Genomic DNA, 25,641 nt, shown 5'->3' with positions numbered 1-25,641 from the left:
GCTATTTGGTCTTGTACGCGTCGACCAGCGAGCCGAGGCGCGAGTCGGCCCCGAGCACGATGCCGTGCACGTCCGTGGCGGTCCCGAGCACCGTCGTCAGCTCGACGACCGGGATGTAGTACGCGAGGTCGACGATGCGGGCGTTGGCCTTCTGGGCGATCGCGGCGCGCTTCGTCTGGTCGGCGGTCGCGAGCTGGTCCGTGAGGTCCTGCTGCAGCTCCGCGTCCGTGTATCCCTTGGGCGCGTTGCTCGGCAGCGCGGAGGAGAACTGCGTGCGGAGCACGTCGCCGTCGGCCCGGGACAGGTTGCCGTAGGCGAGGTCGAAGTGCCCGGCGCTCGCCTCGGCGAGGTACTGCGGCACGGTGCCCGTCCAGACCTCGACCTGGATGCCGATCGCCTTCAGCTGCTGCTGGATGAGTTCGATGATCGACTGGTTCGGGTTGAAGTTGGCGATGTAGCCGAGCTTCAGGTCGAGCTTCGTGCCGTCCTTCTCCCGGATGCCGTCGCTGCCCTTCTTCCAACCGGCCGCGTCGAGCAGCTTCTCGGAGGCCTTCTTGTCGAAGCCGAGCTTCTTGCTGAGGTCGACGGCGCCGGGGGTGTTGGCGGCGAGCACGCTGGTCGCGACCGCGAACTCCGGGGTGAGGGCCGACTGCTGGATCAGGTTCCGGTCGAGCGCGGTGAGCAGTGCCTTGCGCACCGAGACGTCCGCCAGCGCGGAGCCCTCCTTGATGTAGGTCGAGAGCCCGAACGCGATGCCCGGGTTCGCCCGGACCACCAGCGGGGTCTTCTGCGCCTGCAGTCCCGCGATGTCCTGCGGCAGCACGCCGCCGATCGCGTCGACCTGCTTCGAGCTGAGGCTGCCGGTGCGCACGCCGGCCTCGGGGACGATCGTGAACGTCACCGTGTCGAGGTGCGCGGCTCCGCGGTTGGCGTAGTCCTCGGGCGCCCAGGAGTAACCGCTGCGCTTGGTCAGGACCACCGACGTGTTCTTGGTGTAGCTCTTCAGCACGAACGGGCCGGTGCCGCTGAGCCCCGCCCCGGTGGCGCGGTCGTCGAACGGGATCTCCAGCGACTTCGGCGAGAGGAGGCCGAGCGCGACCGACGACGCGGCCTGGGGGAACGCGCCGTTGGGCTTCGAGAAGCTCACCGTGAAGGTGGAGTCGTCGACCACCGTCGTCCCCGCATAGTTCGGGAGGGCGGTGATCGCGTTCAGCGCCTTCGTCGCGTTCGCCACGATGTCGTCGAAGTTGGCCTTGACGACCGCGGCCGTCAGCGGGGTGCCGTCCGAGAAGGTCACCCCCTTCCGCAGCGTGAAGGTGAACTGCGTCGCGTCGGCGTTCGCCTCCCACTTCGTGGCGAGCCAGGGCAGGATCTTGCCCGTCTTCGGGTCCTGCTCGGTCAGCGAGTCGAACAGCTGGCGTTCGACGTAGAGAGTGTCGTTGCCGCTGCCCGTCGCGGTCGGGTTGAGCGTGATCGGGTCGTTCCCGAGCGCGAAGGTCAGGGCGCCGCCGTCGACGGGGGTGGCGGCCGCGGACGACGAGGCCCCCGGGGCGGACGTGCCCGCGCAGGCCGACAGCAGCAGGCCGGCGGCCGCCGCGGTCGCGATGCCGGCGGCGAGCCGGCGGAAGGTCGGTGTTCTCATGCTGTTCTCCTGATGCTGTGGTGGGGGTCGGGGAGGCGGGAGTGGGAGTCGCGACCCGGGATGGCCTCCAGCAGGTCGCGGGTGTACGGGTGCTGCGGGTCGCCGAACACGGTCGCGACCGGTCCGGCCTCGACGACGCGGCCGGCGCGGAGCACGGCCACCTCGTCGGAGATCTGGCGCACGACGGCGAGGTCGTGACTGATGAAGAGGTAGGCGACGCCGTGCTCGGCCTGCAGCTCGGCGAGCAGCTGCAGGATCTGCGCCTGCACGCGCACGTCGAGCGCCGAGACCGCCTCGTCCAGCACGATCAGCTCGGGGCGCAGCGCGAGGGCGCGGGCGATCGCGACCCTCTGGCGCTGGCCTCCCGAGAGCTCGGCCGGCCGGCGGTCGAAGGCCCCCGCCGGAAGCCCCACCTCGTCCAGCAGCACGCGAGCGCGTTCGGCCGAGGAGCGGCGGTCGCCGACCCGGAGCGAGCGCAGCGGCTCGGCGATCACGTCGCCGATCGACAGCCGCGGGTTCAGGGAGGCGTAGGGGTTCTGATAGACGACCTGGATGCGGCGGCGCAGCTGCCGGAGCCGTCCGCCCGCGAGCGCGGTGACGTCCTCCCCGTCGAACACGATCCGTCCGGCGGTCGGCTGCTCGAGCCGCAGGATCAGCCGGGAGGTCGTGGTCTTGCCCGAGCCGGACTCCCCCACGAGCGCGAGGGTGCGCCTGCGCTCGATCGCGACGCTGACGTCGTCGACCGCGCGCACCCCGCCGAACTCCTTGACCAGTCCGTCGGCCCGCAGCAGGGCCTCCGGAGCCGGCGCGGTGTCGGTCGGCGCGACCGCGTGCCGCTCCCGAGCGCGGGTGAGGAAGGTGCCGCCGGTCGTGTTGAGGCTCGGCGCCGCCGCGATGAGCGACCGGGTGTAGGGGTGCTGCGGGTCGCCGAGGACCGCGTCGGGCGTCCCCTCCTCGACCAGCGCGCCCTCCGACAGCACGAGGATCCGGTCCGCGCGCTCCGCGGCGATCCCGAGATCGTGCGTGATGAGCAGCGTCGAGGCGCCGACCTCCTCGGTCAGCGCATCGAGCTGGTCCAGGATGCGGCGCTGCACGGTCACGTCGAGGGCGCTGGTCGGCTCGTCCGCGATCACGAGCGCCGGGCGCGCGGCCAGGGCGATCGCGATCAGGACCCGCTGCCGCTGGCCGCCCGAGAGCTGGTGCGGGTACTGCCGCGCGCGCAGTTCGGGGCGGTCGATGCCCGCACGCTCCAGCGCCTCCACCGCGTCCAGCAGTGCGGTGCGCCGGTCGGCCAGCTTGTGGATGGTCAGCACCTCCGCCACCTGCTGCCCGATCGTCTTCACCGGGTTGAGGGAGACGGTCGGGTCCTGGGGCACGTAGCCGATCCGCCGGCCGAGCAGCGACCGGAAAGCCGCCCCGCGCAGGCCGGAGAGGTCCTCTCCGTCGAAGCGGATCGTCCCGCCGACCGCCGCGTTCGGAGCCAGCAGTCGCACGATGGCCGCAGCCGTCGTCGACTTGCCCGAGCCCGACTCGCCGACGACCGCGACGCGCTCCCCGGCCGCGACGCTGAAGCCGATGCCCCGCACCGCCTCGACGAGACCTCCTCGCGTGCGGTATCCGATGCGCAGGTCGTCGACCCGCAGCAGTTCCGTGCGCTCCTCGTCGGTCATCGTGCCCCTCCCGCCGTGCCGAGGTTCGACAGCCCGCGCGAGATCCGGTTGCCGGCGAGCACCGTGAGGGCGATCACCAGGCCGGGGATGGTCGTCATCCACCACGCGGTCGCGAGGAAGTCACGGCCGTTCGCGACGAGGGCTCCCCATTCCGGCGTCGGCGGCTGGGCGCCGTAGCCGAGGAAGCTGAGGGCCGAGATCGCGAGGATGGCGCTGGAGAAGTCGAGCGCGACCAGTGCGAGCAGCGGGGAGATCGAGTTCGGGAGCACATGCCGCAGCAGCACCCGCAGCCGTCCGGCGCCGCCGGCGACCGCGGCCTCCACGTAGACGCTCGACCGCACGCGCAGGACCTCCGAGCGGAGCACGCGGGCGTTGGACGCGACCGAGGTGACACCGACCGCGATCGCGACGTTGACCGTTCCGAAGCCGAGGGCGACGACGAAGGCGAGCGAGAGGAGCAGGCCCGGGATGGCGAGCAGCACGTCGGTGAAGCGCATGAGCACCGCGTCCACCCAGCCGCCGCGGTAGCCCGCGACCAACCCGATGACGGTGCCGGCGAGCAGCCCGACGACCACCGCGATCGCGGCGGCGCCGAGCGACAGCCCGGCCCCGTGCACGACGCGCGAGAAGAGGTCGCGGCCGATGGCGTCGGTCCCGAACAGGTGGGCGAAAGAGGGCGCCTGACGCACGGGGCCGGTCGTCTCCAGCGGGTCCACCGGGGTGAAGAGGGTCGGCGCGACGGCCGCGACGAGCAGGACCAGGATCCAGACCGCCGACACGACGAGGCCGGGGCGGCCGAGCAGGTCGCGGACGGTGGAGGCGCCACGGGCCGCGCGGCGCGAGCGAGCGGCGGAGTCGGCGTCGGTGGCCGCGGCAGTGCCGGAGGCCGACGCGCGGTCGAGGGCGAGCGTCTCGGTCATGCGGTCACCGCCGGGATGCGGACGCGGGCGCGGGCCGTCACGATCCGCGGGTCCAGGAGCGGGTACACCAGGTCCACGATCAGGTTGACGACCACGAACACCAGCGCTCCGAAGACGACGACGCCCTGCACCACGGGGATGTCCTGCGCCGCCACCGCGTCGGCGGTGGTCCTGCCGAGGCCCGTCCGGCCGAAGACCGTCTCCGTCACCACGGATCCGGCCAGCAGGTTGCCGACCACCAGCCCCGCGATCGTGAGCGCCGGCAGCGCGGCGTTGCGGAAGGCGTGGCCGAGCTGCACGCGGGTGGTGGAGGCTCCCTTCGCCCGTGCCGTGTCGGCGTAGGGCTGGGCGAGCTCGCGGTCGAGGCCCTGGGCGAGCAGCTGCGCGATCAGCGCGCTGGTCGGAATGGCGAGCGTGATCGCTGGGAGCACCGCGCTGCCCGGGCCGTTGCCGGTCGCTGGGAACAGGGCGAGCTGGAACGAGAAGAACTGGATCAGCAGCAGTCCGAGCCAGAACGACGGGATCGCCACGCCCAGCGGCGGCAGGCCGAGGAGCAGCCCGCGCAGCCAGCGCGCCCGGGTGCGGGTGGCCGCCAGCGCGATCCCGGTGCCGAGGAGGAGGGCGAAGACGAAGCCGAGGCCCGCGATCTGCGCCGTCGCCGGGAGGCTTTCTGCGATAAGGGCGGAGACCGGGCGGCCCGAGACGAACGACCTCCCGAAGTCGCCGGTGAGCGCGTGGGCGGCCGATGTCAGCAGCCGAACGAGCACCGGCTGGTCGAGGCCCCACTCCGAGCGGATCGCCGCGACCTGGTCGGCGGTCAGATCGCTGGACTGGCCGCCGGTGAGGCTCGCGAGCGCGTCGCCGGGCAGCGCCCAGAGCACGAGGTAGCTCGCGGCGTACGCGACGGCGAGCACCAGGGCGGCCTGTGCGAGACGCCGCAGGATGTACCTGCCCATGTCGGCTCCTTTCACGGGGAAGCGGTGGAGGTGGTGGAGCCCATTCCCCCAGGAACCCGCGCCTCGTGCGCCATCGGATTACCGACTGTGTCCGTTCTTACGCGCCGTTACCTCTCCCCTCGCGTTCCGCGCGCTTCTGGGGCTACGCGCGCGCCACATTCGGCACGAATGTCGACTTTGAGCAGCGCTTTCACGACATTTGGCACGAATGTCGGCGCCCGCTCGGCACTACCCCCGCCGCGTGGGAGGCGTACCGTGACCCGGCATGAACACAACCGGATGGATCATTCTGATCGTCGTCATCGTGGTGATCGTCATCGCGATCATCGTGGTCGCCCTCACCGCCGGGCGTCGCCGCAAGCAGGAGCACGACCGCCAGCGCGCGCAGGAGCTGCGGGCCGATGCGCGCGACGACGACCTGGCCGCCCGTGAACGTGAGGCCAAGGCCGCCCAGGCGACCGCGGACGCCAAGCAGGCGGAGGTCGAAGCCGAGCAGCGCCGACGCTCCGCCGAGGCGCACGCCACGGAGGCCGCCGAAGCCCGCTCGTCCATCGACGAGAAGCTGGCCAAGGCCGACGCGCTCGACCCGGACGTCCGCACCGACCGCAACGGCAACCGCATCGACGAGCAGCGCACCGACGCGCCCCGCACTGAAGCCGCCCGCACCGACGCGGCGCGCCCGGTCGACGCTCGCCCGGCGGAGACGCCTGTGAGCGAGAACCGCGAGAGTGCCGCTCGGCACGCGGAGCCCCGCATCGACACCGGCACCGGCACCGGCATCGGCACCGGCACCGACGGCACATCCGACGTCCCGCCGCCGCGCTCCGCGCGCTGACGGCCTGCGAGCGCACGAAAAAACCCGACTTCGGCGTATTCACGCGGAAGTCGGGCTTCGTGGGTGGATCTGAGGGGACTCGAACCCCTGACCCCCTGCATGCCATGCAGGTGCGCTACCAGCTGCGCCACAGACCCATGTTCAGTTTGAGATTCGCCGCCCCGGTTCCCCGCGACAACTCATCCAGCGTACTACACGGACGCGCCCAGGAAAAAATCCTGATACTCCCCCGGGCGCGTCGTGCAGTGACGCGTCAGTCGAAGAGCTCGCTGAGCCAGTTCTCGCGCTTCTTCTTGTACGGCCGCTGGCCCTGCGGGGCGTAGCCGGGCTGCTGGTAGCCCTGCTGCGGATACCCCTGCTGCTGCGGGTACGCGGGCTCGCGGTACGCCGGCTCCTGGTAGTGCGGAGCCGGCGGCGTCGGCGCGGCAGCGGGCGTCACCGCCCCCGCGCGGTCGATGATCTTGTCGAGTTCGCCGCGGTCGAGCCACACACCGCGGCACTCCGGGCAGTAGTCGATCTCGATGCCGTTGCGCTCGCTCATGACCAGGGTCGCGTTGTCGGTGGGACACTTCATGGCCACAGTCAACAAGGCCAACATGAGAGAACTCTCATGTGCAACCGGGAAACCGCCGTGACGGCGGCAGCGGGCTACTGGGCGGCGTCGTGGACGGGGAGCTCGATCGGGAGGACGGGGCAGTCCTTCCAGAGACGCTCGAGGGAGTAGTACATGCGGTCCTCCTCGTGGAAGACGTGCACGACCAGGTCGCCGAAGTCGAGGAGCACCCAGCGGCCCTCGGAGCGGCCCTCGCGGCGCAGCGTGCGCACGCCCGCCTCGTTGAGCTGGTCCTCCACCTCGCCGGCGATCGCCATGACGTTGCGCTCGACCCGACCGCTGACGAGCAGGAACGCGTCGGTCAGGGGCAGCGGGCCCGAGACGTCGAGGGCGACGAGGTCCTCACCGCCCTTGGAGTCGGCGGCGGTCGCCGCGATCTGCAGGATCTCGAGGGCGTGCGGGGATGCGGTCACGGTCGTGCCTCCGGTGCGGTGACGATGTCTGGTGTCGAGGTGGCGGAGCGGAGGATCAGAACACCTTCAGCCAGTAAGCGGCGACGAGCAGGCCGATGACGCCCACCGCGAGCACGCCCGCGGTGATGATGAGCACGGTCGGCAGGGCGTTGCCGCGCTTCTTCGGCGGCGTGATGACGCCGCGCGTGGACGTGTGGGTGCTGATCGCCCGGGAGGCGCGCACAGGGGCGACCTCCGAGGTGTTGAACTCGTTCTCTTCTCCGTCGAGCAGGTTGTCGATGTCGGAGGAGTCGAGGTGCTCCGGGTTGAGCCCGGTCGACCCGACGCCGCGCGGCAGGTCGATGGAGCCGGTCACGAGGATCTCCCCCGTGCTGCTGAGAGGGGCGGTCGCATCCGGGCGAGGGATGGACGGCAGGATGAGCGCGTTGGTGGTCGTCGCCGCGGTGGACTGCCCGACGTTGCGCGAGATGATCGGCTCGCTCGTGTCCTCCACCTCGGCCGCGGTCGACCAGTGGCCGGTCGGCGGGGTGAACGGGCGGCGCTCCTGCGCGGACGCGTCATCGGCCTCGACGGGCTCGGCGGCCTTCGGGGTCGCGGCCGAGGAGGGCGCGAGCCCGAACGCCGTGAACGGCGAGGTCGGGGCAGACGTCTGCACCGGCGGTGCGGCCGGGGTCGGGACGAACGGCGCGTCCTCGGCGGAACCGGACGGGGTTGAGGGCGTGAGCGGCGCGAACGGCCAGGCCGTCTTCGCGTCGTCGCCGGTCGCCTGCTCGGCGCGATCGTCTGTCGACGGCTCCTGCGCTGCGGGGGCGTCGGGCGCGTTGAACGCGATGGGGACGACGGGCTCGGCGAGGTGCGGGGTGTGGTTGGCCTGCTGGTTGGCCTCCTGCGCCTGCATCATCGCGCGCATCTCGCGGCGGGTCAGCGTGCGCTCGGGGGAACCGGCCGGAGCCGCACCGGTGGGCGGGACGACCGAGACGGGCTGGGTGACGGCCTCGGGCTTCGACGGGTCGGAGACCTCGTGGAAGAGCGCGGACGGCGCGGGCTCGTTCTTGTCGGCGGTGGCCGGCGCACCGGGCTCGGCGAAGAGGAGCGCGTCGAAGTCGTCGCCGCTCGCCGACTGCGGGCGCGACGGCGAGACCACGCCTGGATCGGCGAAGGCCGACGCAGGGATCGCGGGAGGCTCGGAGGCGGGGGTCGCGGGGACGGGAGCCGCAGGAGCCGGCGTGGTCGCCGAGTTCCCCTGGTTGGTCAGCACGGGGATCTCGCCGCCCGGGGTCGGCTCCGCCGTGCCGGCACGGCGCGACTCTTGGCGCGCTGCCGTGCGCTCGCTCTCACGTGCCTGTCGCCGCGTCAGGGGCGGCTGGCCATCCGCAGGCTGCTCAGGCCACGAAGTCATGCAACACTCCGATACAAGTGGTGTTTCGAGATGTACTGGACGACACCGTCCGGCACGAGGTACCAGACCGGGAATCCCCTGCTCACCCGGCTCCGACAGTCGGTCGACGAGATCGCCAGGGCCGGGACTTCCAACAAGCTTACGTCTCCCGACGGCAATCCAGAAATACTCAAGTCATGTCCCGGGCGACTCACAGCCACGAAGTGCGCGAGCTCCCAGAGCTCGTCGACGTTCCGCCAGCTGACGATCTGCGCGATGGCGTCGGCACCGGTGATGAAGATGAGATCGGCGTCGGGCCGCTGCGCGCGCAGGTCGCGCAGGGTGTCGATCGTATAGGTCGGACCGGCCCGGTCGACGTCCACCCGGCTGACGGTGAACCGCGGGTTCGAGGCGGTCGCGATGACCGTCATCAGGTAGCGGTGCTCCGCCTCCGTGACGGCGCCCTTCTGCCAGGGCTGCCCCGTCGGGACGAAGACGACCTCGTCGAGGTCGAACGACTGCGCGACCTCACTGGCCGCGACCAGGTGGCCGTGGTGGATCGGGTCGAACGTGCCGCCCATCACACCGATGCGCGGTCGCCGGCTCTCCTCCGTGAGCTCCATGCCCGGAAGGGTCAGTGCCCCTGGTTCGGGTGTCCGCTGCCGTGGTGCGTGGCGCCGGGGGCACCCGCGTGCGACGCGGCGTCGGCCGCGGCCTTGTGGCTGTGCCGGTTGGCGACGTCCTTGTAGCTGAAGACCACGATCGCGAGCACCGCGAAGATGGCGAGGGCGATGGCCCCGTACGCCCAGGTCGGCATCGGCAGGTCGACGTGGGTCTCGGCTTCAGCGAGGACGGTCGTCAGAAATGACATCTCGGGTTCTTCCTTTCCGGTGGGCGCTGGCCCGCCGACCAGTCTAGCGGGCGCTCAGCCGCGGATCTGCCCGGACCCGCGCACGATCCATTTGGTGCTCGTCAGCTCGGGGAGGCCCATCGGGCCGCGTGCGTGCAGCTTCTGCGTCGAGATGCCCACCTCGGCGCCGAAACCGAACTCGCCCCCGTCGGTGAACCGGGTGGAGGCGTTGACCATCACGACCGCGGAGTCGACCTGCGCGAGGAAGCGCTCGGCGTTCGCCAGGTCGTTCGTGATGATCGACTCGGTGTGCTGCGTCGAGTACCGGCGGATGTGGTCGATCGCCTCGTCGAGATCGTCGACGACCTTGACGGAGATGTCGAGGCTCATGTGCTCGGTCGCCCAGTCCTCCTCGGTCACGGGCACGCCGTCCGTCGCGTACGGCAAGGCGCGCTCGTCGGCGTGCACGGTGACGCCCGACTCCGCGAGAGCGCCGAGAACGGCCGGCAGGAGCCGCTCGGCGGCGGCCCGGTGCACGAGCAGCGTCTCGACCGCGTTGCACACGCTCGGCCGCTGCACCTTGGCGTTGCGGACGATGTCGACCGCCCAGTCCTCCCTGGCGCTCTCGTCGAGCACGATGTGCACCACACCGGCGCCCGTCTCGATGACGGGGACGGTGGACTCGGTGACGACCGTGCGGATGAGGTCGGCGCTCCCCCGCGGGATGAGCACGTCGACGTATCCGCGGGCGCGCATCAGCTCACCGGCGCCGGCGCGGCCGAACTCGTCGATGGTCTGCACGGCGTCGGCGGGGAGCCCGGCGGTCGCGAGCGCCGCCTGGATGACCGAGACCAGCACGCGGTTCGTCTCGATGGCCGCGCTGCCGCCGCGCAGCACCGCGGCGTTGCCGCTCTTGATCGCGAGGGCGGCGATGTCGATCGTCACGTTGGGCCGGGCCTCGTAGATGGCGCCGACGACACCGAAGGGCACCCGCACCTGCGAGATGGCGACGCCGTTCGGCAGGGTGCTCCCGCGCACGGACTGGCCGACGGGATCGGTGAGGCCCACGACCTCCAGCACGGCGTCCGCGAGGCCCTGCAGGCGTGCGGTGGACAGCGTGAGCCGGTCCAGGAGGCCGCTCGTCAGACCGTTCTCGCGGCCGTTCGCCAGGTCGAGCTCGTTCGCCGCGAGGATCTCGTCGGCCGAGGCGACGACACCCTCCGCGATGGCGGTCAGCGCGGCGTTCTTCTGCAGCGTGGTCGCGGTCGCGAGGGCGATCGAGGCGTGCTTGGCCGCGGCCAGCTTGTCGACGAGCGCGGCGGGCGCGACGGTGGACTGAGACATGCTCCCAGTCTAGGACGCGGCGGCACCCGGGGTGATGGCGGAGAGCGCTCCGGTGACGCTGGGGACGCCGTCGGGCGCGGGGGCGAACCACGTGCCGACGGCGTCGCCGCGCAGGGCCTCGGTGACGAGCGACGTGGCCGTGAGCACGACGGCCGTCCCGCGCTCGGCGGCCTGCCGCGCAGCGGACACCTTGGTGAGCGCTCCCCCGGTGCCGACGCCCGAGAGGCCGGTGGCGCCGATCTCGACGCCGGCGAGCTCGTCGTCGTACGCGACCCGGTCGATCCGCTCGGCCCCCGGCTCCTGCGGGGGCTTCGTGTAGAGCGCGTCGACATCCGAGAGGAGCACCAGGAGGTCCGCCTCCACCAGCAGCGCCACCAGGGCGGCGAGCCGGTCGTTGTCGCCGAAGCGGATCTCGTGCGTCGCGACGGTGTCGTTCTCGTTGACGACGGGCAGGATGCGCAGGTCGAGCAACCGCTCCATCGCCCGCTTGGCGTTGCTGCGGTGCGTCGGCGTCTCCATGTCCCCCGCGGTCAGGAGAACCTGCCCGGCGACGATGCCGTACCGGTCGAGGCTGTCCTGGTAGCGGTTGATGAGGACGTTCTGCCCCACGGCTGCCGCCGCCTGCTGTGTGGCGAGGTCGGTGGGGCGCTCCTGCAGCGACAGGTACGGGATGCCCGTCGCGATCGCTCCCGAGGAGACGAGGATGACCTGCGTGCCGCGCCCGTGGGCCTCGGCCAGCGCGTCGACCAGCGGCTGGATCTGCCCGGCGTTGTCCCCGCTGATGGAGGACGAGCCGACCTTGACGACGATGCGCCTGGCTGCAGGGATCCCGCTGCGGTCGTCGATGGTCATTCCTTGCCCGTCTCCTCGCTGCCGGCGCCTCCGTCGACGCCGTCGTTGTAGTCGTCGTCCTGCCACAGCCCGGACTCGCGCTCGCGGATGAGCTCCGCGCGGGCCTCCGCCTTCGCATCCATCCGCTCGAAGTACTCCTCGCGGCGCTGGTTGCGCGTCGGGCGGTTGTTGGCGTCCAGTCGGGCGTCCGTGCCGCGGGGCGCGGTCATGAGCTCGGCCGTGGAGGTGAGCGTGGGCTCCCAGTCGAACACCACGCCGTTGTTCCGGCCGATGACGACGGTCGAGCCGCCCACGGCGCCCGCCTTGAAGAGCGAGTCCTCGACGCCGAGCTTCGCGAGCCGGTCGGCGAGGTAGCCGATGGCCTCCTCGTTGGTGAAGTCGGTCTGCGCGACCCACCGCTCGGGCTTGGCGCCCAGGATGCGGTAGACCGGGCCGTCGCTGCCGCCCTCGACCTTGACCACGTACCCGGAATCGTCCACGGCCTTCAGCCGGATGACGATCCGCGGGCGCGCCTCCTCGAGGGCGACCTGCTCCGCCCGCGCCGTCTCGACGAGCTCGCCGAGGGCGAAGGACAGCTGCCGCAGGCCCTCGTGGCTCACCGTCGAGATCTCGAACACGCGGTAGCCGCGGGCCTCGAGGTCCGGGCGCACCAGTTCGGCCAGGTCGCGGGCCTCCGGCACGTCGATCTTGTTCAGCGCGATCAGCTGCGGGCGCTCCAGCAGCGGGAGCTGCCCCTCCGGCACCGGGTAGGCGGCCAGCTCGCCGAGGATCACGTCGAGGTCGCTCAGCGGGTCCCGGCCGGGCTCGAGCGTGGCGCAGTCGAGCACGTGCAGCAGCGCCGAGCAGCGCTCGACGTGACGCAGGAACTCCAGGCCGAGGCCCTTGCCCTCGCTCGCCCCCTCGATCAGGCCGGGGACGTCGGCGACCGTGTAACGGACGTCGCCCGCCTGGACGACGCCGAGGTTCGGGTGGAGCGTGGTGAACGGGTAGTCGGCGATCTTGGGCTTGGCGGCCGAGAGGGCCGCGATCAGGCTCGACTTGCCGGCCGACGGATAGCCGACGAGGGCCACGTCGGCGACGGTCTTGAGCTCGAGGAGGACGTCGCCCTCCCAGCCCGGAGTGCCGAGGAGCGCGAAGCCGGGGGCCTTGCGCTTCTGGTTCGAGAGAGCCGCGTTGCCGAGGCCGCCGATGCCGCCCGCGGCCGCGACGACGCGCATGCCGGGCTCGGTCAGGTCGGCGATCTCCTCGCCGTCCTCCGACTTGACGACGGTGCCGACCGGCACGGCCAGCTCGAGGTCTTCGCCGGTGTGACCGCTGCGGTGGTCGCCCATCCCGAACCCGCCGCTGTCGCTCGATCGGTGCGGTGCGCGGTGGAAGCCGAGCAGGGTGGTGACCTGCGGGTCGGCGACGAGGACGATGTCCCCGCCGTTGCCGCCGTTGCCGCCGTCCGGGCCGGCCAGCGGCTTGAACTTCTCCCGACGGACCGAGACGCACCCATTGCCGCCGTTGCCGGCGCGCAGATGCAACGTCACGCGATCAACGAACGTCGCCATGTGGTGCTCCCTACTTGTGTCCTAAACCGCGGATGGGCGGGCCGAAGCCCGCCCATCCGGAAAGTGGTGCTGGTGGTGGAGGCTAGGCCCCGACTGCCACGATGTTGACGACCTTGCGGCCGCCCTTGTTGCCGAACTCGACCGCGCCCGCCGCCAGAGCGAACAGCGTGTCGTCGCCGCCACGGCCGACGTTCACGCCGGGGTGGAAGTGGGTGCCGCGCTGGCGGACCAGGATCTCACCGGCGTTGACGGTCTGGCCGCCGAAGCGCTTGACGCCGAGGCGCTGCGCGTTCGAGTCGCGGCCGTTGCGAGTGGAGCTCGCTCCCTTTTTGTGTGCCATGTCTTCTTCTCCTCGGGAGGTCCGGGTCGACTACTTGATGCCGGTGATCTTGACGCGCGTGAGCTCCTGGCGGTGGCCCTGACGCTTCTTGTAACCGGTCTTGTTCTTGAACTTCTGGATCACGATCTTGGGGCCGCGGAGGTCGCCGAGGACCTCGGCGGTGACCTTCACCTTGGCGAGCGACTTGGCGTCGGACGTGATCTTGTCACCGTCGACAAGCAGCACCGCAGCCAGCTCGACGTTGCCGTCCTTGTCGGCCTTGATGCGGTCCATCGTGACGATGGTCCCGATCTCGACCTTCTCCTGCCGGCCACCGGCGCGCACAACTGCGTAAACCACTTTCACGTACCTTTTTCGTCGGGGAACAGTTCCCGGCGGCCTGACGGCCCGGACCTGGTCCTACTTACTGTTCTCGGAAGTCACTGGCGAGTCCGACGCCCCGGGGACCGGGAGCGGCTCTCAGAAAACCATGATGGCGAAGCGGGCGACGCCCAACACACACCAGCGGTCAACTTTACCTGAGGCCGCACGTCACGTCAATTCAACGCGGGGGCTCCAGGACCGTGCGGCGCCGTCGATGGCGCCGTTCCTACAATCATTGTATGACGGTCTTGATCGATCCCCCGGCATGGCCCGCCCACGGCATGTTGTGGTCGCATCTGGTCAGCGACGCGTCCCTGGACGAGCTCCACGCCTTCGCGGCGGCGAACGACGTCCCTCGACGTGCGTTCGACCAGGACCACTACGACGTCCCCGACCGCCGTCACGACGAGCTGGTGGCCGCCGGAGCGCTCGCGGTGCCCGGCACGGAGCTCGTCAGACGCCTGATCGCCAGCGGACTGCGCGTGAAAGCACGAGACCGCGTGCGGAGGCACTGACACTCGGTCAGCACCTCCCGCACGCGGTCCCGGAGGCTGCGGCGCGGTTACTCGGACTTGGGTGCGATCTCGCCGCCCGCGATCACCGCGGTACTGGCGCGACGGCTGCGGTTGCGGCCCTGCCCCGGCTCCTTCGGCTGCGGGAGGGAGTCGAGCACCGAGCCGAGCAGCTGCTCGGTCTCCTCGGCGGACGGACGCGCGGCCGGAGCGGCCGGCTCGTGCGGCTCGGGCAGGTCGAGCAGCGGGAGGAGGGCGGACGCGTCGTCCGCCGCCTCGTCTGCGACTGGCTCGACCGACTCGACGGTGGCCTCCTCGACGATCGCCTCCGCGACCGCCGCCTCGTCCACCGGGGCGGCCGCGGCCGCCGGCGCTGCGGCGGTGTCGGTCACGGTGTCCTGCTCGGCGGACGCGCCGCCCTTGCCCTTGCGGCGGCGCTTCTTCGGCGCGGGGGCCGACGCGGGCTCGGCGGCCGCGGGAGCGGCCTCGCCGTCCTGCTGGTGCGGGTGGATCGTCGACGCGGCGATCTGCGCGAGCGCGTTCTTCGCGTCGTCGGTGATCGCGTGGGTGCCGCCGTTGCCGGAGTGCGACGGAGCGCTCGCGGGGGCGGAGGCGGACGAGCCGCCGCCGTTGCCGTTGCCGCCGCGACCGCGACGACGCTCGCCCGACGGCGCCTGCTGCTGCGGCTGACGGTGCTTCACGACCGGGTCGTGGTGCACGACGACGCCGCGGCCGGCGCAGACCTCGCACGCCTCGCTGAAGGTCTCCAGGAGGCCGAGGCCCAGCTTCTTGCGGGTCATCTGCACGAGCCCGAGCGAGGTGACCTCGGCGACCTGGTGCTTCGTCCGGTCGCGGCTCAGGCACTCGATCAGGCGGCGCAGCACGAGGTCGCGGTTCGTCTCCAGCACCATGTCGATGAAGTCGACGACGATGATGCCGCCGATGTCGCGCAGGCGCAGCTGGCGGACGATCTCCTCGGCGGCCTCGAGGTTGTTCTTGGTGACCGTCTCCTCCAGGTTGCCGCCGGAGCCGACGAACTTGCCGGTGTTGACGTCCACGACCGTCATCGCCTCGGTGCGGTCGATGACGAGCGAGCCGCCCGAGGGCAGCCAGACCTTGCGCTCCAGCGCCTTCTCGATCTGCTCCGTGATGCGGTGCTCGTCGAACGCGTCGCGCTCGCCCGTGTACGCCTCGACGCGGTCGAGGAGGTCGGGGGCGACCTGGCGGAGGTAGTTCTCGATCGTCTGGCGCGCCTCGTCGCCCGCGATCACGAGCTTCTGGAAGTCCTCGTTGAAGACGTCGCGGATGATCTTGATGAGGAGGTCGGGCTCGCTGTGCAGGAGCGCGGGCGCCTGCTGCTTCTCGACCTGCTTGCTGATGTCGGCCCACTGCGCGGTGAGGCGGTTGACGTCGAGCGTCAGCTGCTCCTCCGTCGCGCCCTCGGCGGCGGTGCGCACGATGACGCCGGCGCTCTCGGGGAGCACCTCCTTGAGGATCTTCTTCAGGCGGGCGCGCTCGGTGTCCGGGAGCTTGCGGCTGATGCCGTTCATGGAGCCGTTCGGCACGTACACGAGGTAGCGGCCGGGCAGCGAGATCTGGCTCGTGAGGCGGGCGCCCTTGTGGCCGACCGGGTCCTTGGTGACCTGGACGAGCACGCGGTCGCCCGGCTTGAGGGCGAGCTCGATGCGGCGGGGCTGGTTGCCGGTCTCGACCGCATCCCAGTCGACCTCGCCGGAGTACAGCACGGCGTTGCGGCCGCGGCCGATGTCGACGAACGCGGCCTCCATGCTCGGGAGGACGTTCTGCACGCGGCCGAGGTAGACGTTGCCGATGAGGGACGCCTCCTGCGAGCGGGCGACGTAGTGCTCCACGAGCACCTTGTCCTCGAGCACGCCGATCTGGATGCGGCCGCTCTTCTCGCGGACGATCATCTGGCGGTCGACGGACTCCCGGCGGGCGAGGAACTCGGCCTCGGTGATGACGGGCCGGCGGCGGCCGGCGTCGCGACCGTCGCGGCGACGCTGCTTCTTCGCCTCGAGACGGGTGGAGCCCTTGACCTTCTGCGGCTCGGTGATGAGCTCCGGCTCGCGCGGCGTGCGCACCTTGACGACGGTGTTCGCCGGGTCGTTCGACCCCTCGCGGCCGCTCTCGCCCGCGCGACGGCGGGCGCGGCGGCGGACGCCACCGGTCGGCTCCTCGTCCTCGTCGCCGGGGAGCGGCGGGAGGGGGACGATGTCCGGGGCCTGGAAGAGCAGGGTCGTCGGCGGAAGGCCGGGCACGCCCGCGAGCGGCGCCTCGGTCTCCGCGAGCGGCTCCGGGAGGGCCGGCGGCTCGTGCGCGCCGCGCTCGGCGACGGCGACGACCGTCGTGGCCGCCTCCGGCGTCGTCTCCGTGGCCTCCGCGGGCTCGGCCGCGTCGGGACGTCCCCCGCGGTCGCCCGAGGGCTCCTGCTCCGGCGGGGGCGTCGTGGCACCCGCCTGCTGGACCGGGGAGTCGGTGGTGCGCTTCACCGCGCGTCGCGCTCCGAAGAGCCCCTTGCGCTTGCGCCCTCCCGTCTCCGTGTCGTTGCCATTGCTGTCGATATTCTCGTTTTCCACCATCGCTGGTGCACTCCTCGACCGGCTGCGGTTCCCCGCTCACCGGGTACTTTCCGTCGGAGCCGACCCAGGCCGACCCCGTAATCCTTGCTCGGACACGGCCGGCTCGTGGCGCGGCGCGCATCCGGCTCTGTCTTCGCCGGCCTTCGCGGCCGACCCTCACCGGGCGCCGGGGGCGCCCTCAAGCCTTCATTCGTCCGTCTCCGGCAGGGCCGGATCGACGTCCAGAGACGATTATCGCATGATGAGGGATCGGATGCCGGTGCTCCCAGGACCACCCGCGTGGCGCATGCCATAATCCGAGGGTGTCTGAACCTGCCGTCGCGGCGCCCTATCGCCGCCCGACCGTCCTCGCGATCTTCCTGATCGTCGCCGGTGTCATCGGCCTCTGGGCCGCGTTCATGCTGACGGTGGACAAGTTCCACCTGCTCGAGAACCCCGACGCCCAGCTCTCCTGCAACTTCAGCGTGCTGGTGGGCTGCTCGAAGAACCTGAACTCGTGGCAGGGCTCCCTGCTCGGCTTCCCGAACCCGATGCTCGGCCTCGGCGGCTGGACGGCGACGATCGCCGTCGGCGTCGGCCTGTTCGCGGTGCGCGGCCGGTTCGCCCGCTGGTACTGGATCGCGTTCAACGTCGGTGTCGCGCTGGCGCTCGCGCTGGTGATCTTCCTGATCACCCAGTCGCTCACCGTGCTGAACGTGCTGTGCCCGTGGTGCATGGTCACGTGGGTCGTCACGATCCCGACCTTCCTCGCCGTCACGCTCTACAACCTCAAGGAGGGGCACATCCCGGTGCCCGAGCGCGCCCGCCGGTTCTTCGGAGCGGCCTACGGCTGGGTGCCCCTGATCACCATCGTCTGCTACGCGATCGTGGCGATCCTGGCGCAGATCCAGCTGGACTGGATCCACCGGGCGTTCATCTGATCCGACCCCGTCCGTCGACGACAAGAGGGCCCGCGGCGATCGCCACGGGCCCTCTCTTCGTCGATCTGCGGTTCAGCCGAACCAGAGCGCGAGCTCGCGCTGCGCCGACTCGGGCGAGTCGGAGCCGTGCACGAGGTTCTGCTGCACCTTGAGTCCCCAGTCGCGGGCGAGGTCGCCGCGGATGGTGCCGGGCGCGGCCGTGGTCGGGTCGGTGGTGCCGGCGAGCGAGCGGAAGCCCTCGATGACACGGTTGCCGGCGACGCGCAGCGCGACGATCGGGCCCGACTCCATGAACTCGACGAGCGGCTCGTAGAACGGCTTGCCCTCGTGCTCGGCGTAGTGCTTGGCGAGCAGCTCGCGGTCGGCCTGCAGCATCCGGATGTCGACGAGGGAGTAGCCCTTCGCCTCGATGCGGCGCACGATCTCACCCGTGAGGCTGCGGGCGACTCCGTCCGGCTTGACGAGGACGAGGGTCTCTTCGACGGCGGTGGTCATGGGTTCTCCGTTCCGTTGTGGGCCGTTGCGGCCCGTTGGTTGCGGTCGATGCGGGCGGCGGCGATCATGCAGTAGGTCCACATGGCCGTGAAGATCGCCCCGACGATGAAGAAGGCGGGCACCAGGAATCCGGCGGCGACGACCGTCAGCTGCACGATCCAGCCGAGGATGACCCCGACCGGCCAGCGGAGTGTGCCGACGGCCAGGATCATGAGCACGATCACGGCCGCTCCCCCGCCGAGCGCGATCGCGGGGGGCAGCGCGCCGAGCCCGAAGAGCACGAGCGCGCCGAGGAAGACGATCACGAGCTCGAACGCGAGCAGGATCGAGCCGAGGCTCTCGCGCAGGCTGCGCCGGCGACGGGCGCGCGGCGCAGGGGCCGCGGGCTCGCCGGGCGTTCCGGGCTGTTCGGGAACGCCGGGGGCGTCGCTCACGCGCCGGCCCCCTTCCACTCCTGCTCCTCGGCGTACGCCATCGCGGCGCCGACGAGGACGATCGAACCGGTGACCACGACGGCGCGCCGGCCGCCCTCGCCCGCCCACTCCCGGGCGGACTCGAGGGCGTCGAGGGCGTCGCCGTAGACGATCGTCGCCTCGTCGCCCACCTCGTCGCGCACGATGTCGCCGAGTTCCTCGGCGTCCAGCGCGCGTTCGCTGGCCGGCTGCGTCACGAAGAACTGCGTGGCGACGGGCGCGAGCGCGCGGACGACGCCGCGGGTGTCCTTGTCGGCGAGGGCGCCGAGCACGAAGGTGAGCTCGTCGAAGTCGAAGTACCGGCGCAGGGCGTCGGCGAGCGACGCCGCGCCCGCCGGGTTGTGCGCGGCGTCGACCAGGATGGTCGGCTCGATCCCGATGAGCTGCAGCCGGCCGGGCGACGTGGCGGTGGCGAAGCCCTCCTCCACCAGATCGGCCTTGAGCGGCTGTGAGCCGCGCCCGAGGAACGTCTCGACCGCGGCGACGGCCACGGCGGCGTTCTGCGCCTGGTGGTCGCCGTAGAGCGGCAGGAAGACGTCCTCGTAGGTGGCCGCGCGTCCGCGGACGGTCACGAGCTGGCCGCCGACGGCGACCTTGGTCTCCGCGACGTCGAAGTCGCGCGGCTGCAGGGCGAGGCTCGACTCCGTGAGGGCCGCGGCCTCCCGCAGCACGTCGAGCGCCTCGGGGGTCTGCGCCGAGGTCACGACGTCCGCGGACGGCTTGATGATGCCGGACTTGGTCCGTGCGATCTCCTCGACCGTGTCGCCGAGCGCCTTCGTGTGGTCGAGCGAGATCGGCGTGAACACGGCCACCTGGCCGTCGCCGACGTTCGTCGAGTCCCACTCGCCGCCCATCCCGACCTCGATCACGGCGACGTCGACGGGAGAGTCGGCGAAGACCGCGTAGGCCAGGGCCGTCAGCGCCTCGAAGAAGGTGAGCGGCGGCTTGCCGGCCTCCTCCAGCTCGGCGTCGACGATCTCCAGATACGGGCGCACGTCGTCCCAGTTGCGGACGAGCTCCTCGTCCGAGACCGGGTGGCCGTCGATCACGATGCGCTCGTTGAAGCGCACCAGGTGCGGGCTCGTCAGGAGGCCCGTGCGCAGCCCGTAGGCGCGCAGCAGGCTCTCGACGATGCGGCTGGTCGACGTCTTGCCGTTCGTGCCGGTGATGTGCACGATCGGGTAGGCCCGCTGCGGGTCGCCCAGCAGCTCGACGGCGCGGCGGGTCGCGTCGAGCCGGCGCTCCGGAGCCCCCTCGCCGACGCGGGCGAGCAGCGCCTGGTAGACGGCCTCCGCCTGGTCGCGCCACTCGTCCTCGGGAATGTCGTCGCTCACGACTCCTCCATCCTGGTCACGCCGACGGTGAACCCGCCCGCGTTCGCGAACTGCCCGGCCGTGAAGGCCTTCTCGAATCCGGATGCCGCCGCGCCGACAACGAGCTCGAGCGCGAGGGTCTCGCTCGCGATGTCGACGTCCGCCGCGAGGCCGAGCGCGCGCGCGTCGTCCTCGTGCTCGAAGGTCAGGGCGAGGCGGATGCGGTCGCTCACGTCGAGGCCGGCCGCCTTGCGGGTGTCCTGCACGGCGCGGATGACATCGCGCGCCAGGCCCTCGGCCTCCAGCTCCGGGGTGGTGCGGGTGTCGAGCAGCACGAAGCCGCCGCCCGCCAGCAGGGCGAGCGCGCTGGACGACTCCTCGTCGGCCTGGGCGGTCTCGAGGACGAGCTCGTACTCCCCCTCGACGAGCTCGATGCCGCCGACGGTCACGACGCCGTCGTGCTCGCTCCAGTCGCCGGCACGGGCGGCGCCGATGACCTGCTGCACCTGCTTGCCGAGGCGCGGGCCCGCGGCACGCGCGTTCACGGTCAGCTTGCTGGTGATGCCGTACGCCGACGCGCTGCCCTCCTGGAGCTCGACCAGCTCCACGGACTTCACGTTGAGCTCGTCGCGCAGGATGGCCTCGAACGGCCGCAGCGCGTCCACGTTCTCGGCCACCACTGTGAGCGCCGCCAGCGGCAGGCGCACGCGCAGACCGGCCTGCTTGCGCAGCGACAGGGTCGTCGAGCTGATCGCCCGGATGCGGTCCATCGCGTCGACGAGCGCGTCGTCGGCGGGGAACTCGGCCGCGTCGGGCCAGTCGGTCAGGTGCACGCTGCGGCCGCCGGTCAGACCCTTCCAGATCTGCTCGGTGACGAGCGGCAGGAGCGGCGCCGCGACGCGGGTGAGCGTCTCGAGCACCGTGTACAGGGTGTCGAACGCCTCGCTGCCGCTGCCGTCCTCCGCCACGCCGGTCCAGAACCGGTCGCGCGACCGGCGCACGTACCAGTTGGTCAGCACGTCGGCGAAGTCGCGCAGCTTGGCCGAGGCCAGCGTGGAGTCGAAGCCCTCCAGGTCGGCCGTCACGGCCTCCACCAGATCGCGCGTCTTCGCCAGCAGGTAGCGGTCGAGCACGTCCGTGGAGTCCACGGAGCGCTTGGCCTCGTATCCCGTCGCGTTGGCGTAGAGCGAGAAGAAGTACCACGTGCTCCACAGCGGCAGCAGCACCTGGCGGACGCCCTCGCGGATGCCCTCCTCGGTCACGACCAGGTTGCCGCCGCGCAGCACGGGGCTCGCCATGAGGAACCAGCGCATCGCGTCCGAGCCGTCGCGGTCGAAGACCTCGTTGACGTCGGGGTAGTTGCGCAGCGACTTCGACATCTTCTGCCCGTCGCTGCCCAGCACGATCCCGTGGCTGATCACGTTCTTGAAGGCCTGGCGGTCGAACAGCGCCGTCGACAGCGTGTGCAGCAGGTAGAACCAGCCGCGCGTCTGGCCGATGTACTCGACGATGAAGTCCGCCGGGCTGTGGGTGTCGAACCAGTCCTGGTTCTCGAACGGGTAGTGCACCTGCGCGAACGGCATCGAGCCCGAGTCGAACCACACGTCGAGCACGTCCGGGATGCGACGCATCGTCGAGCGGCCCGTCGGGTCGTCCGGGTTCGGGCGGGTGAGGTCGTCGATGAACGGGCGGTGCAGGTCGGGCTCCCCCGCCGCGTTCTGCGGCAGGCGCCCGAAGTCGCGCTCCAGCTCCTCCAGCGAGCCGTAGACGTCGGTGCGCGGGTACGCCGGGTCGTCGCTCTTCCACACCGGGATCGGCGAGCCGAAGTACCGGTTGCGGGAGATCGACCAGTCACGGGCGCCCGCGACCCACTTGCCGAACTGGCCGTCCTTGACGTTCTCCGGCACCCAGTTGATCTGCTGGTTGAGCTCGCCCATCCGGTCCCGGAACTCCGTGACGCGGACGAACCAGCTGGACACCGCCTTATAGATCAGCGGGTTGCGGCAGCGCCAGCAGTGCGGGTAGGAGTGCTCGTAGCTCGCCTGACGGAGCAGCCGGCCCTGGTCCTTCAGGAGCTTCGTCAGCGGCTTGTTCGCGTCGAACACCTGCAGGCCCTCGACATCGCTGACGGCCGGGAGGAAGCGCGCGCCGTCGTCGACGGAGATGATCATCGGGATGCCGGCGGCCTCGCAGACGCGCTGGTCGTCCTCGCCGTAGGCCGGAGCCTGGTGCACGATGCCGGTGCCGTCCTCGGTGCTGACGTAGTCGTCCACGAGGATGCGCCACGCGTTCTGCGTGCCGTAGGTCTCGGCGTCCGCGTAGTAGTCCCACAGACGGTCGTAGTGCACGTCCTCCAGGTCGCGGCCGAGCACGGTGCGCGAGACGGCGGCCTGCGCGTCCGCGGCGGACTCGTAGCCGAGGTCCTTCGCGTAGTTGCCGAGCAGGTCGGCGGCGATGAGGTACTCGCCGCTCAGCACGTCGTCCTCGGCACCGCCGTGCGTGTCGGCGGCACCGTCCGGGCCGGCGGGCACGACCGCGTAGGTGATCTCCGGGCCGACCGCGAGGGCCAGGTTGGTCGGCAGGGTCCACGGCGTCGTCGTCCAGGCGAGCGCGCGCACGCCGGTCAGCCCGAGCGCCTCGGCCTTCGACCCGACCAGCGGGAAGGTGACCGTGACCGTCTGGTCCTGACGCATCTTGTAGACGTCGTCGTCCATCCGGAGCTCGTGGTTCGACAGCGGCGTCTGGTCGCGCCAGCAGTAGGGCAGCACGCGGTAGCCCTCGTAGGCGAGGCCCTTCCCGTGCAGCTGCTTGAACGCCCAGATCACCGACTCCATGTAGGTGACGTCGAGCGTCTTGTAGTCGTTGTCGAAGTCGACCCAGCGCGCCTGACGGGTGACGTACTCCTGCCACTCCTTCGTGTAGCGCAGCACGGACTCCTTGGCCGCCTGGTTGAAGGCGGCGATGCCCATCTCCTCGATCTGGCTCTTGTCGGTCAGGCCGAGCTGCCGCTCCGCCTCGAGCTCGGCCGGGAGGCCGTGGGTGTCCCAGCCGAAGCGGCGGTGCACCTGCTTGCCGCGCATGGTCTGGAAGCGCGGGAAGACGTCCTTGGCGTAGCCGGTCAGCAGGTGACCGTAGTGCGGGAGGCCGTTGGCGAACGGCGGCCCGTCGTAGAACACCCACTCGGGCGCGCCCTCGCGGTTCGCGATGGAGGCGCGGAACGTGTCGTCCTTCTTCCAGAACGCGAGGATGCCGGTCTCGATCTCGGGGAAGGCCGGGCTGGGCGCGACATCGGCGCGGTTCTGGGCGTCCGAGCGCTCGGGCTCGGCTCCGTCCGGTGCGGACTGGGGGTACGGCATCTCACTCCTGGCAGGTTCGCTGGTCTGCACGAGGACGCCGGACGCGTGAACGCCCGTCGCGGTACCACCCCGCTTGCCCCATCCGCCGGCGTCGCCGGATGCGGCCTCTCCTTCTTCGGCTGTGACGGGCCGGCCCCGTTCGGTTCTACTGGGCGCCGCCGGAGCGACGCGGTTCTTCCGAAGACTCGCCGGTGATGACCGGGTCGTAGTCAGTCCGTCGATTCTACTCGTTTACGAGCAGACTCGCGTAGCCCCGGCACACCGGCTCGACCGCGGACCGGACCAGCGGGGCGAGCGGGCCGCGGCGGACCCCGGCGCGCGCCCACACGGTGGCGGCGGCGACGGCGGCGCCGACGACGGCGGTCGCGGCCGCCCGCGGGAGCAGCGCGTCCGGGTCCTCGCCGATGCGGGTGGCGATCGCGGCCGCGACCACGCGTACCAGTTCGAGGAAGCGCGGGAGGCCCGAGGCCTGCAGCTCGGCGTCCGTTCCCATCAGCTCCACCTGCGTGACCGCGAGCGGAAGCCGGTCGGGGCCGAAGCCCTCCGCCAGACGCACCACGGCCTCCAGCACCGCGTCCATCGGGGCGAGCGTGTCGTCGACCACGGCGAGCGCCGCCGCGAACCGGTCGAGGGATTCGTCGACCTCGAGCCAGAGCAGGTCGCTCTTGGCGGGGAAGTAGTTGAAGAAGGTGGCGCGGCTGACGCCGGCGCGTCGTGCGATGTCGTCGATGGTGGTGCGGGCGTAGGTCTGCTCGAGGAAGAGTTCGCCCGCGGCCTCGGCCAGCATCCGCCGCGATGAGGCGCGGGGTCGGCCGGAGCCGGAATGCGGTGACGTCATCGGGTGTTCCTTTCGAATGCCTATTATTGGACCCGGTCCACATATTAACGAATCGAAGGACACCCGTGACTACCACCCCCACCGCCGTGCGCAGCGAGACGGATCGACCCGGCATCACACCCGGCACGGCCCGTCGCGTGACGATCGCCTCGTTCGTCGGCACCGCGCTCGAGTCGTACGACTTCTACTTGTTCGCGTACTTCAGCGCGTTCTTCGTGGGGCCGCTGTTCTTCCAGCCGCTCGGGGCCTTCGGCGGCGTGCTCGCCGGGTTCCTGACTATCGCGGCCGGGTTCGTCATCCGCCCGATCGGGGCGATCGTCTTCGGCCATCTGGGCGACCGCATCGGCCGGCGCCCGACCCTCCTCATCACCATCGCCATGATGGGCGTCGGCACCGGCCTCGTCGGCGTGCTCCCCACCTACGCGCAGGCCGGCTGGTTCGGCGCGATCGCCCTCGTCGTCCTGCGCCTCGTGCAGGGGCTCTCGCTCGGCGGCGAGTGGGGCGGCTCCATCCTGCTCGCGACCGAGTACGCGAACCCGAAGCGCCGTGGCTTCTACGCCGCGCTCCCCCAGCTCGGTTCGCCGGTCGGCTCCATCCTGAGCGCCGTCGTCTTCATCGCCATGACCGCTCTGATCCCCGCCGACCAGATCGCGGCCTGGGGATGGCGGCTGCCGTTCCTGACGGCCCTGCCCCTCCTGCTCGTCTCGCTGTACCTGCGCTGGTCGATCGACGAGACCCCCGTCTTCAAGCAGCTGCTCGAGACCGGCACGCGCGACCGCTTCCCCGTCCTCGACGTGTTCCGCAAGGCGCCGTCCGGCTTCGTCATCGCCATCGGAGCGGCCGTGCTCGGCATCGGCTCCTACTCGCTGATGAACACCTACATGGTCGACTACGGCACGGCCACCCTGCACTTCAGCTTCCAGGACCTGCTGGTCGCGACGACCATCGGCGGCCTGCTGCAGCTCGTGACCATCCCGCTCTTCGGGGTCTGGGCGACGCGGATCGGCTCGGCGCGCGTCGTGATGATCGGTGCGATCGGGACGCTGATCATCGCCTTCCCGATGTACTTCCTGCTCCAGTACGCGACGTTCCCGATCCTCGTGGGCAGCATGATCATCGGCGGCATCCTGCCCACGCTCTCGTGGGCGGGTCTCGGCGGCCTCATGTCCGACCTGTTCCCGAGCGAGGTGCGCTACAGCGGCCTGTCGGTCGCCTACAGCCTCGCCGCCCTGCTGACGGCGTTCGTGCCGGCGCTGACGCTGCTGCTCGGCGGCGCCACGGGCAACGCCTGGTGGCACCCGGGCATCGTGCTCGCCCTGATGAGCGCGATCACCCTGGTCGCCGCTCTCGTCGCCGCGCGCAGAAAGCCTATCGTCGACGAGGTCTGAGCGCCTCCCCGCGGTCC

The 25,641-nt window shown here is 71.2% G+C and carries 24 protein-coding genes and 1 tRNA gene; 4 read left to right on the top strand and 21 right to left on the bottom strand.

What is annotated here, in order from left to right; translation table 11 throughout:
* Window position 1: 1 nt before the first annotated feature.
* The 4 genes from BGO91_RS01370 to BGO91_RS01355 are packed head-to-tail and all read right to left on the bottom strand — an operon-like array spanning window position 2 to window position 5,188.
* Window positions 2–1,642 (bottom strand): ABC transporter substrate-binding protein, encoded by a 1,641-nt coding sequence (locus BGO91_RS01370; RefSeq protein ID WP_290471077.1) that lies wholly within the window; start codon window positions 1,640–1,642, stop codon window positions 2–4.
* The gene (locus BGO91_RS01365; protein ID WP_290471076.1) at window positions 1,639–3,312 is read right to left on the bottom strand and encodes an ABC transporter ATP-binding protein; all 1,674 of its coding nucleotides are present in this window, start codon (window positions 3,310–3,312) and stop codon (window positions 1,639–1,641) included. Before BGO91_RS01365 ends, BGO91_RS01370 begins: the two co-directional genes overlap by 4 nt.
* Window positions 3,309–4,232 carry an ABC transporter permease gene (locus tag BGO91_RS01360; protein ID WP_290471075.1) on the bottom strand — a complete coding sequence of 308 codons (924 nt, stop codon included), beginning with the start codon at window positions 4,230–4,232 and terminating at the stop codon, window positions 3,309–3,311. Before BGO91_RS01360 ends, BGO91_RS01365 begins: the two co-directional genes overlap by 4 nt.
* Window positions 4,229–5,188: an ABC transporter permease gene (locus BGO91_RS01355; protein WP_290471074.1), complete on the bottom strand. Its 960-nt coding sequence runs from the start codon at window positions 5,186–5,188 to the stop codon at window positions 4,229–4,231. The genes BGO91_RS01360 and BGO91_RS01355 overlap by 4 nt, the downstream gene beginning before the upstream one ends.
* Before the next feature lie 265 nt (window positions 5,189–5,453).
* Between BGO91_RS01355 and BGO91_RS01350 the strand changes: the two genes are divergently transcribed.
* Window positions 5,454–6,023: a hypothetical protein gene (locus tag BGO91_RS01350; protein ID WP_290471073.1), complete on the top strand. Its 570-nt coding sequence runs from the start codon at window positions 5,454–5,456 to the stop codon at window positions 6,021–6,023.
* Between the two features lie 64 nt (window positions 6,024–6,087).
* On the opposite strand, the gene BGO91_RS01345 is transcribed toward BGO91_RS01350, so the two are convergent.
* The 11 genes from BGO91_RS01345 to rplU all read right to left on the bottom strand — a co-directional run bounded on the left by BGO91_RS01345 (window position 6,088) and on the right by rplU (window position 13,705).
* Window positions 6,088–6,160, bottom strand: a tRNA-Ala gene (locus BGO91_RS01345).
* 116 nt (window positions 6,161–6,276) lie between these two features.
* The gene (locus BGO91_RS01340) at window positions 6,277–6,597 is read right to left on the bottom strand and encodes a zf-TFIIB domain-containing protein (protein ID WP_290471072.1); all 321 of its coding nucleotides are present in this window, start codon (window positions 6,595–6,597) and stop codon (window positions 6,277–6,279) included.
* Between the two features lie 74 nt (window positions 6,598–6,671).
* Window positions 6,672–7,049: a ribosome silencing factor gene (rsfS, locus tag BGO91_RS01335; protein ID WP_290471071.1), complete on the bottom strand. Its 378-nt coding sequence runs from the start codon at window positions 7,047–7,049 to the stop codon at window positions 6,672–6,674.
* Between the two features lie 55 nt (window positions 7,050–7,104).
* The gene (locus BGO91_RS01330) at window positions 7,105–8,448 is read right to left on the bottom strand and encodes a hypothetical protein (protein WP_290471070.1); all 1,344 of its coding nucleotides are present in this window, start codon (window positions 8,446–8,448) and stop codon (window positions 7,105–7,107) included.
* The gene (gene nadD / locus BGO91_RS01325; protein ID WP_290471069.1) at window positions 8,445–9,050 is read right to left on the bottom strand and encodes a nicotinate-nucleotide adenylyltransferase; all 606 of its coding nucleotides are present in this window, start codon (window positions 9,048–9,050) and stop codon (window positions 8,445–8,447) included. Before nadD ends, BGO91_RS01330 begins: the two co-directional genes overlap by 4 nt.
* Before the next feature lie 11 nt (window positions 9,051–9,061).
* Window positions 9,062–9,298 (bottom strand): hypothetical protein, encoded by a 237-nt coding sequence (locus BGO91_RS01320; protein WP_290471068.1) that lies wholly within the window; start codon window positions 9,296–9,298, stop codon window positions 9,062–9,064.
* A gap of 54 nt (window positions 9,299–9,352) precedes the next feature.
* Window positions 9,353–10,621 (bottom strand): glutamate-5-semialdehyde dehydrogenase, encoded by a 1,269-nt coding sequence (locus BGO91_RS01315; protein WP_290471067.1) that lies wholly within the window; start codon window positions 10,619–10,621, stop codon window positions 9,353–9,355.
* Window positions 10,622–10,630: 9 nt separating this feature from the next.
* Window positions 10,631–11,473 carry a glutamate 5-kinase gene (proB, locus tag BGO91_RS01310; RefSeq protein ID WP_290471066.1) on the bottom strand — a complete coding sequence of 281 codons (843 nt, stop codon included), beginning with the start codon at window positions 11,471–11,473 and terminating at the stop codon, window positions 10,631–10,633.
* Window positions 11,470–13,026, bottom strand: a complete 1,557-nt coding sequence (obgE, locus tag BGO91_RS01305) for a GTPase ObgE (protein WP_290471065.1) — start codon at window positions 13,024–13,026, stop codon at window positions 11,470–11,472. The genes proB and obgE overlap by 4 nt, the downstream gene beginning before the upstream one ends.
* 82 nt (window positions 13,027–13,108) lie before the next feature.
* Entirely contained in the window at window positions 13,109–13,366 is a 258-nt protein-coding gene (gene rpmA / locus BGO91_RS01300; RefSeq protein ID WP_021757229.1) for a 50S ribosomal protein L27, read from the bottom strand.
* Window positions 13,367–13,396: 30 nt separating this feature from the next.
* Window positions 13,397–13,705, bottom strand: a complete 309-nt coding sequence (rplU, locus tag BGO91_RS01295) for a 50S ribosomal protein L21 (protein WP_025155948.1) — start codon at window positions 13,703–13,705, stop codon at window positions 13,397–13,399.
* A 263-nt stretch (window positions 13,706–13,968) separates the two neighbouring features.
* Here rplU and BGO91_RS01290 point away from each other — a divergent pair, with 263 nt between their 5' ends.
* Complete coding sequence (locus tag BGO91_RS01290) at window positions 13,969–14,244, top strand: DUF4031 domain-containing protein (RefSeq protein WP_290471064.1); 276 nt, start codon at window positions 13,969–13,971, stop codon at window positions 14,242–14,244.
* A 47-nt stretch (window positions 14,245–14,291) separates the two neighbouring features.
* Here the strand turns inward: BGO91_RS01290 and BGO91_RS01285 are convergent, their stop codons facing one another.
* Window positions 14,292–16,841: an Rne/Rng family ribonuclease gene (locus BGO91_RS01285; RefSeq protein WP_290471063.1), complete on the bottom strand. Its 2,550-nt coding sequence runs from the start codon at window positions 16,839–16,841 to the stop codon at window positions 14,292–14,294.
* Window positions 16,842–17,143: 302 nt separating this feature from the next.
* Here BGO91_RS01285 and BGO91_RS01280 point away from each other — a divergent pair, with 302 nt between their 5' ends.
* Complete coding sequence (locus BGO91_RS01280; protein WP_290471062.1) at window positions 17,144–17,761, top strand: vitamin K epoxide reductase family protein; 618 nt, start codon at window positions 17,144–17,146, stop codon at window positions 17,759–17,761.
* 72 nt (window positions 17,762–17,833) lie between these two features.
* On the opposite strand, the gene ndk is transcribed toward BGO91_RS01280, so the two are convergent.
* The 5 genes from ndk to BGO91_RS01255 form a co-directional block, all read right to left on the bottom strand.
* A complete protein-coding gene (gene ndk, locus BGO91_RS01275; protein WP_290471061.1) occupies window positions 17,834–18,256 on the bottom strand; it encodes a nucleoside-diphosphate kinase in 423 nt (140 codons plus the stop codon).
* Complete coding sequence (locus BGO91_RS01270; protein WP_290471060.1) at window positions 18,253–18,690, bottom strand: DUF4233 domain-containing protein; 438 nt, start codon at window positions 18,688–18,690, stop codon at window positions 18,253–18,255. Before BGO91_RS01270 ends, ndk begins: the two co-directional genes overlap by 4 nt.
* Window positions 18,687–20,063: a folylpolyglutamate synthase/dihydrofolate synthase family protein gene (locus BGO91_RS01265; protein WP_290471059.1), complete on the bottom strand. Its 1,377-nt coding sequence runs from the start codon at window positions 20,061–20,063 to the stop codon at window positions 18,687–18,689. The genes BGO91_RS01270 and BGO91_RS01265 overlap by 4 nt, the downstream gene beginning before the upstream one ends.
* Window positions 20,060–23,398: an isoleucine--tRNA ligase gene (gene ileS, locus BGO91_RS01260; RefSeq protein WP_290471058.1), complete on the bottom strand. Its 3,339-nt coding sequence runs from the start codon at window positions 23,396–23,398 to the stop codon at window positions 20,060–20,062. The genes BGO91_RS01265 and ileS overlap by 4 nt, the downstream gene beginning before the upstream one ends.
* Before the next feature lie 223 nt (window positions 23,399–23,621).
* Entirely contained in the window at window positions 23,622–24,236 is a 615-nt protein-coding gene (locus tag BGO91_RS01255) for a TetR family transcriptional regulator (RefSeq protein WP_290471057.1), read from the bottom strand.
* 65 nt (window positions 24,237–24,301) lie between these two features.
* Here BGO91_RS01255 and BGO91_RS01250 point away from each other — a divergent pair, with 65 nt between their 5' ends.
* Window positions 24,302–25,624 carry an MFS transporter gene (locus BGO91_RS01250; RefSeq protein ID WP_290471056.1) on the top strand — a complete coding sequence of 441 codons (1,323 nt, stop codon included), beginning with the start codon at window positions 24,302–24,304 and terminating at the stop codon, window positions 25,622–25,624.
* The last annotated feature ends 17 nt before the right edge of the window (window positions 25,625–25,641 follow it).

The sequence above is a fragment of the Leifsonia sp. 71-9 genome (assembly GCF_001898805.1).
Taxonomy (GTDB): Bacteria; Actinomycetota; Actinomycetes; order Actinomycetales; family Microbacteriaceae; genus Leifsonia.
Note: the sequence above shows the minus strand (reverse complement) of the source record. Positions and strands in the feature narration are given on the sequence as shown.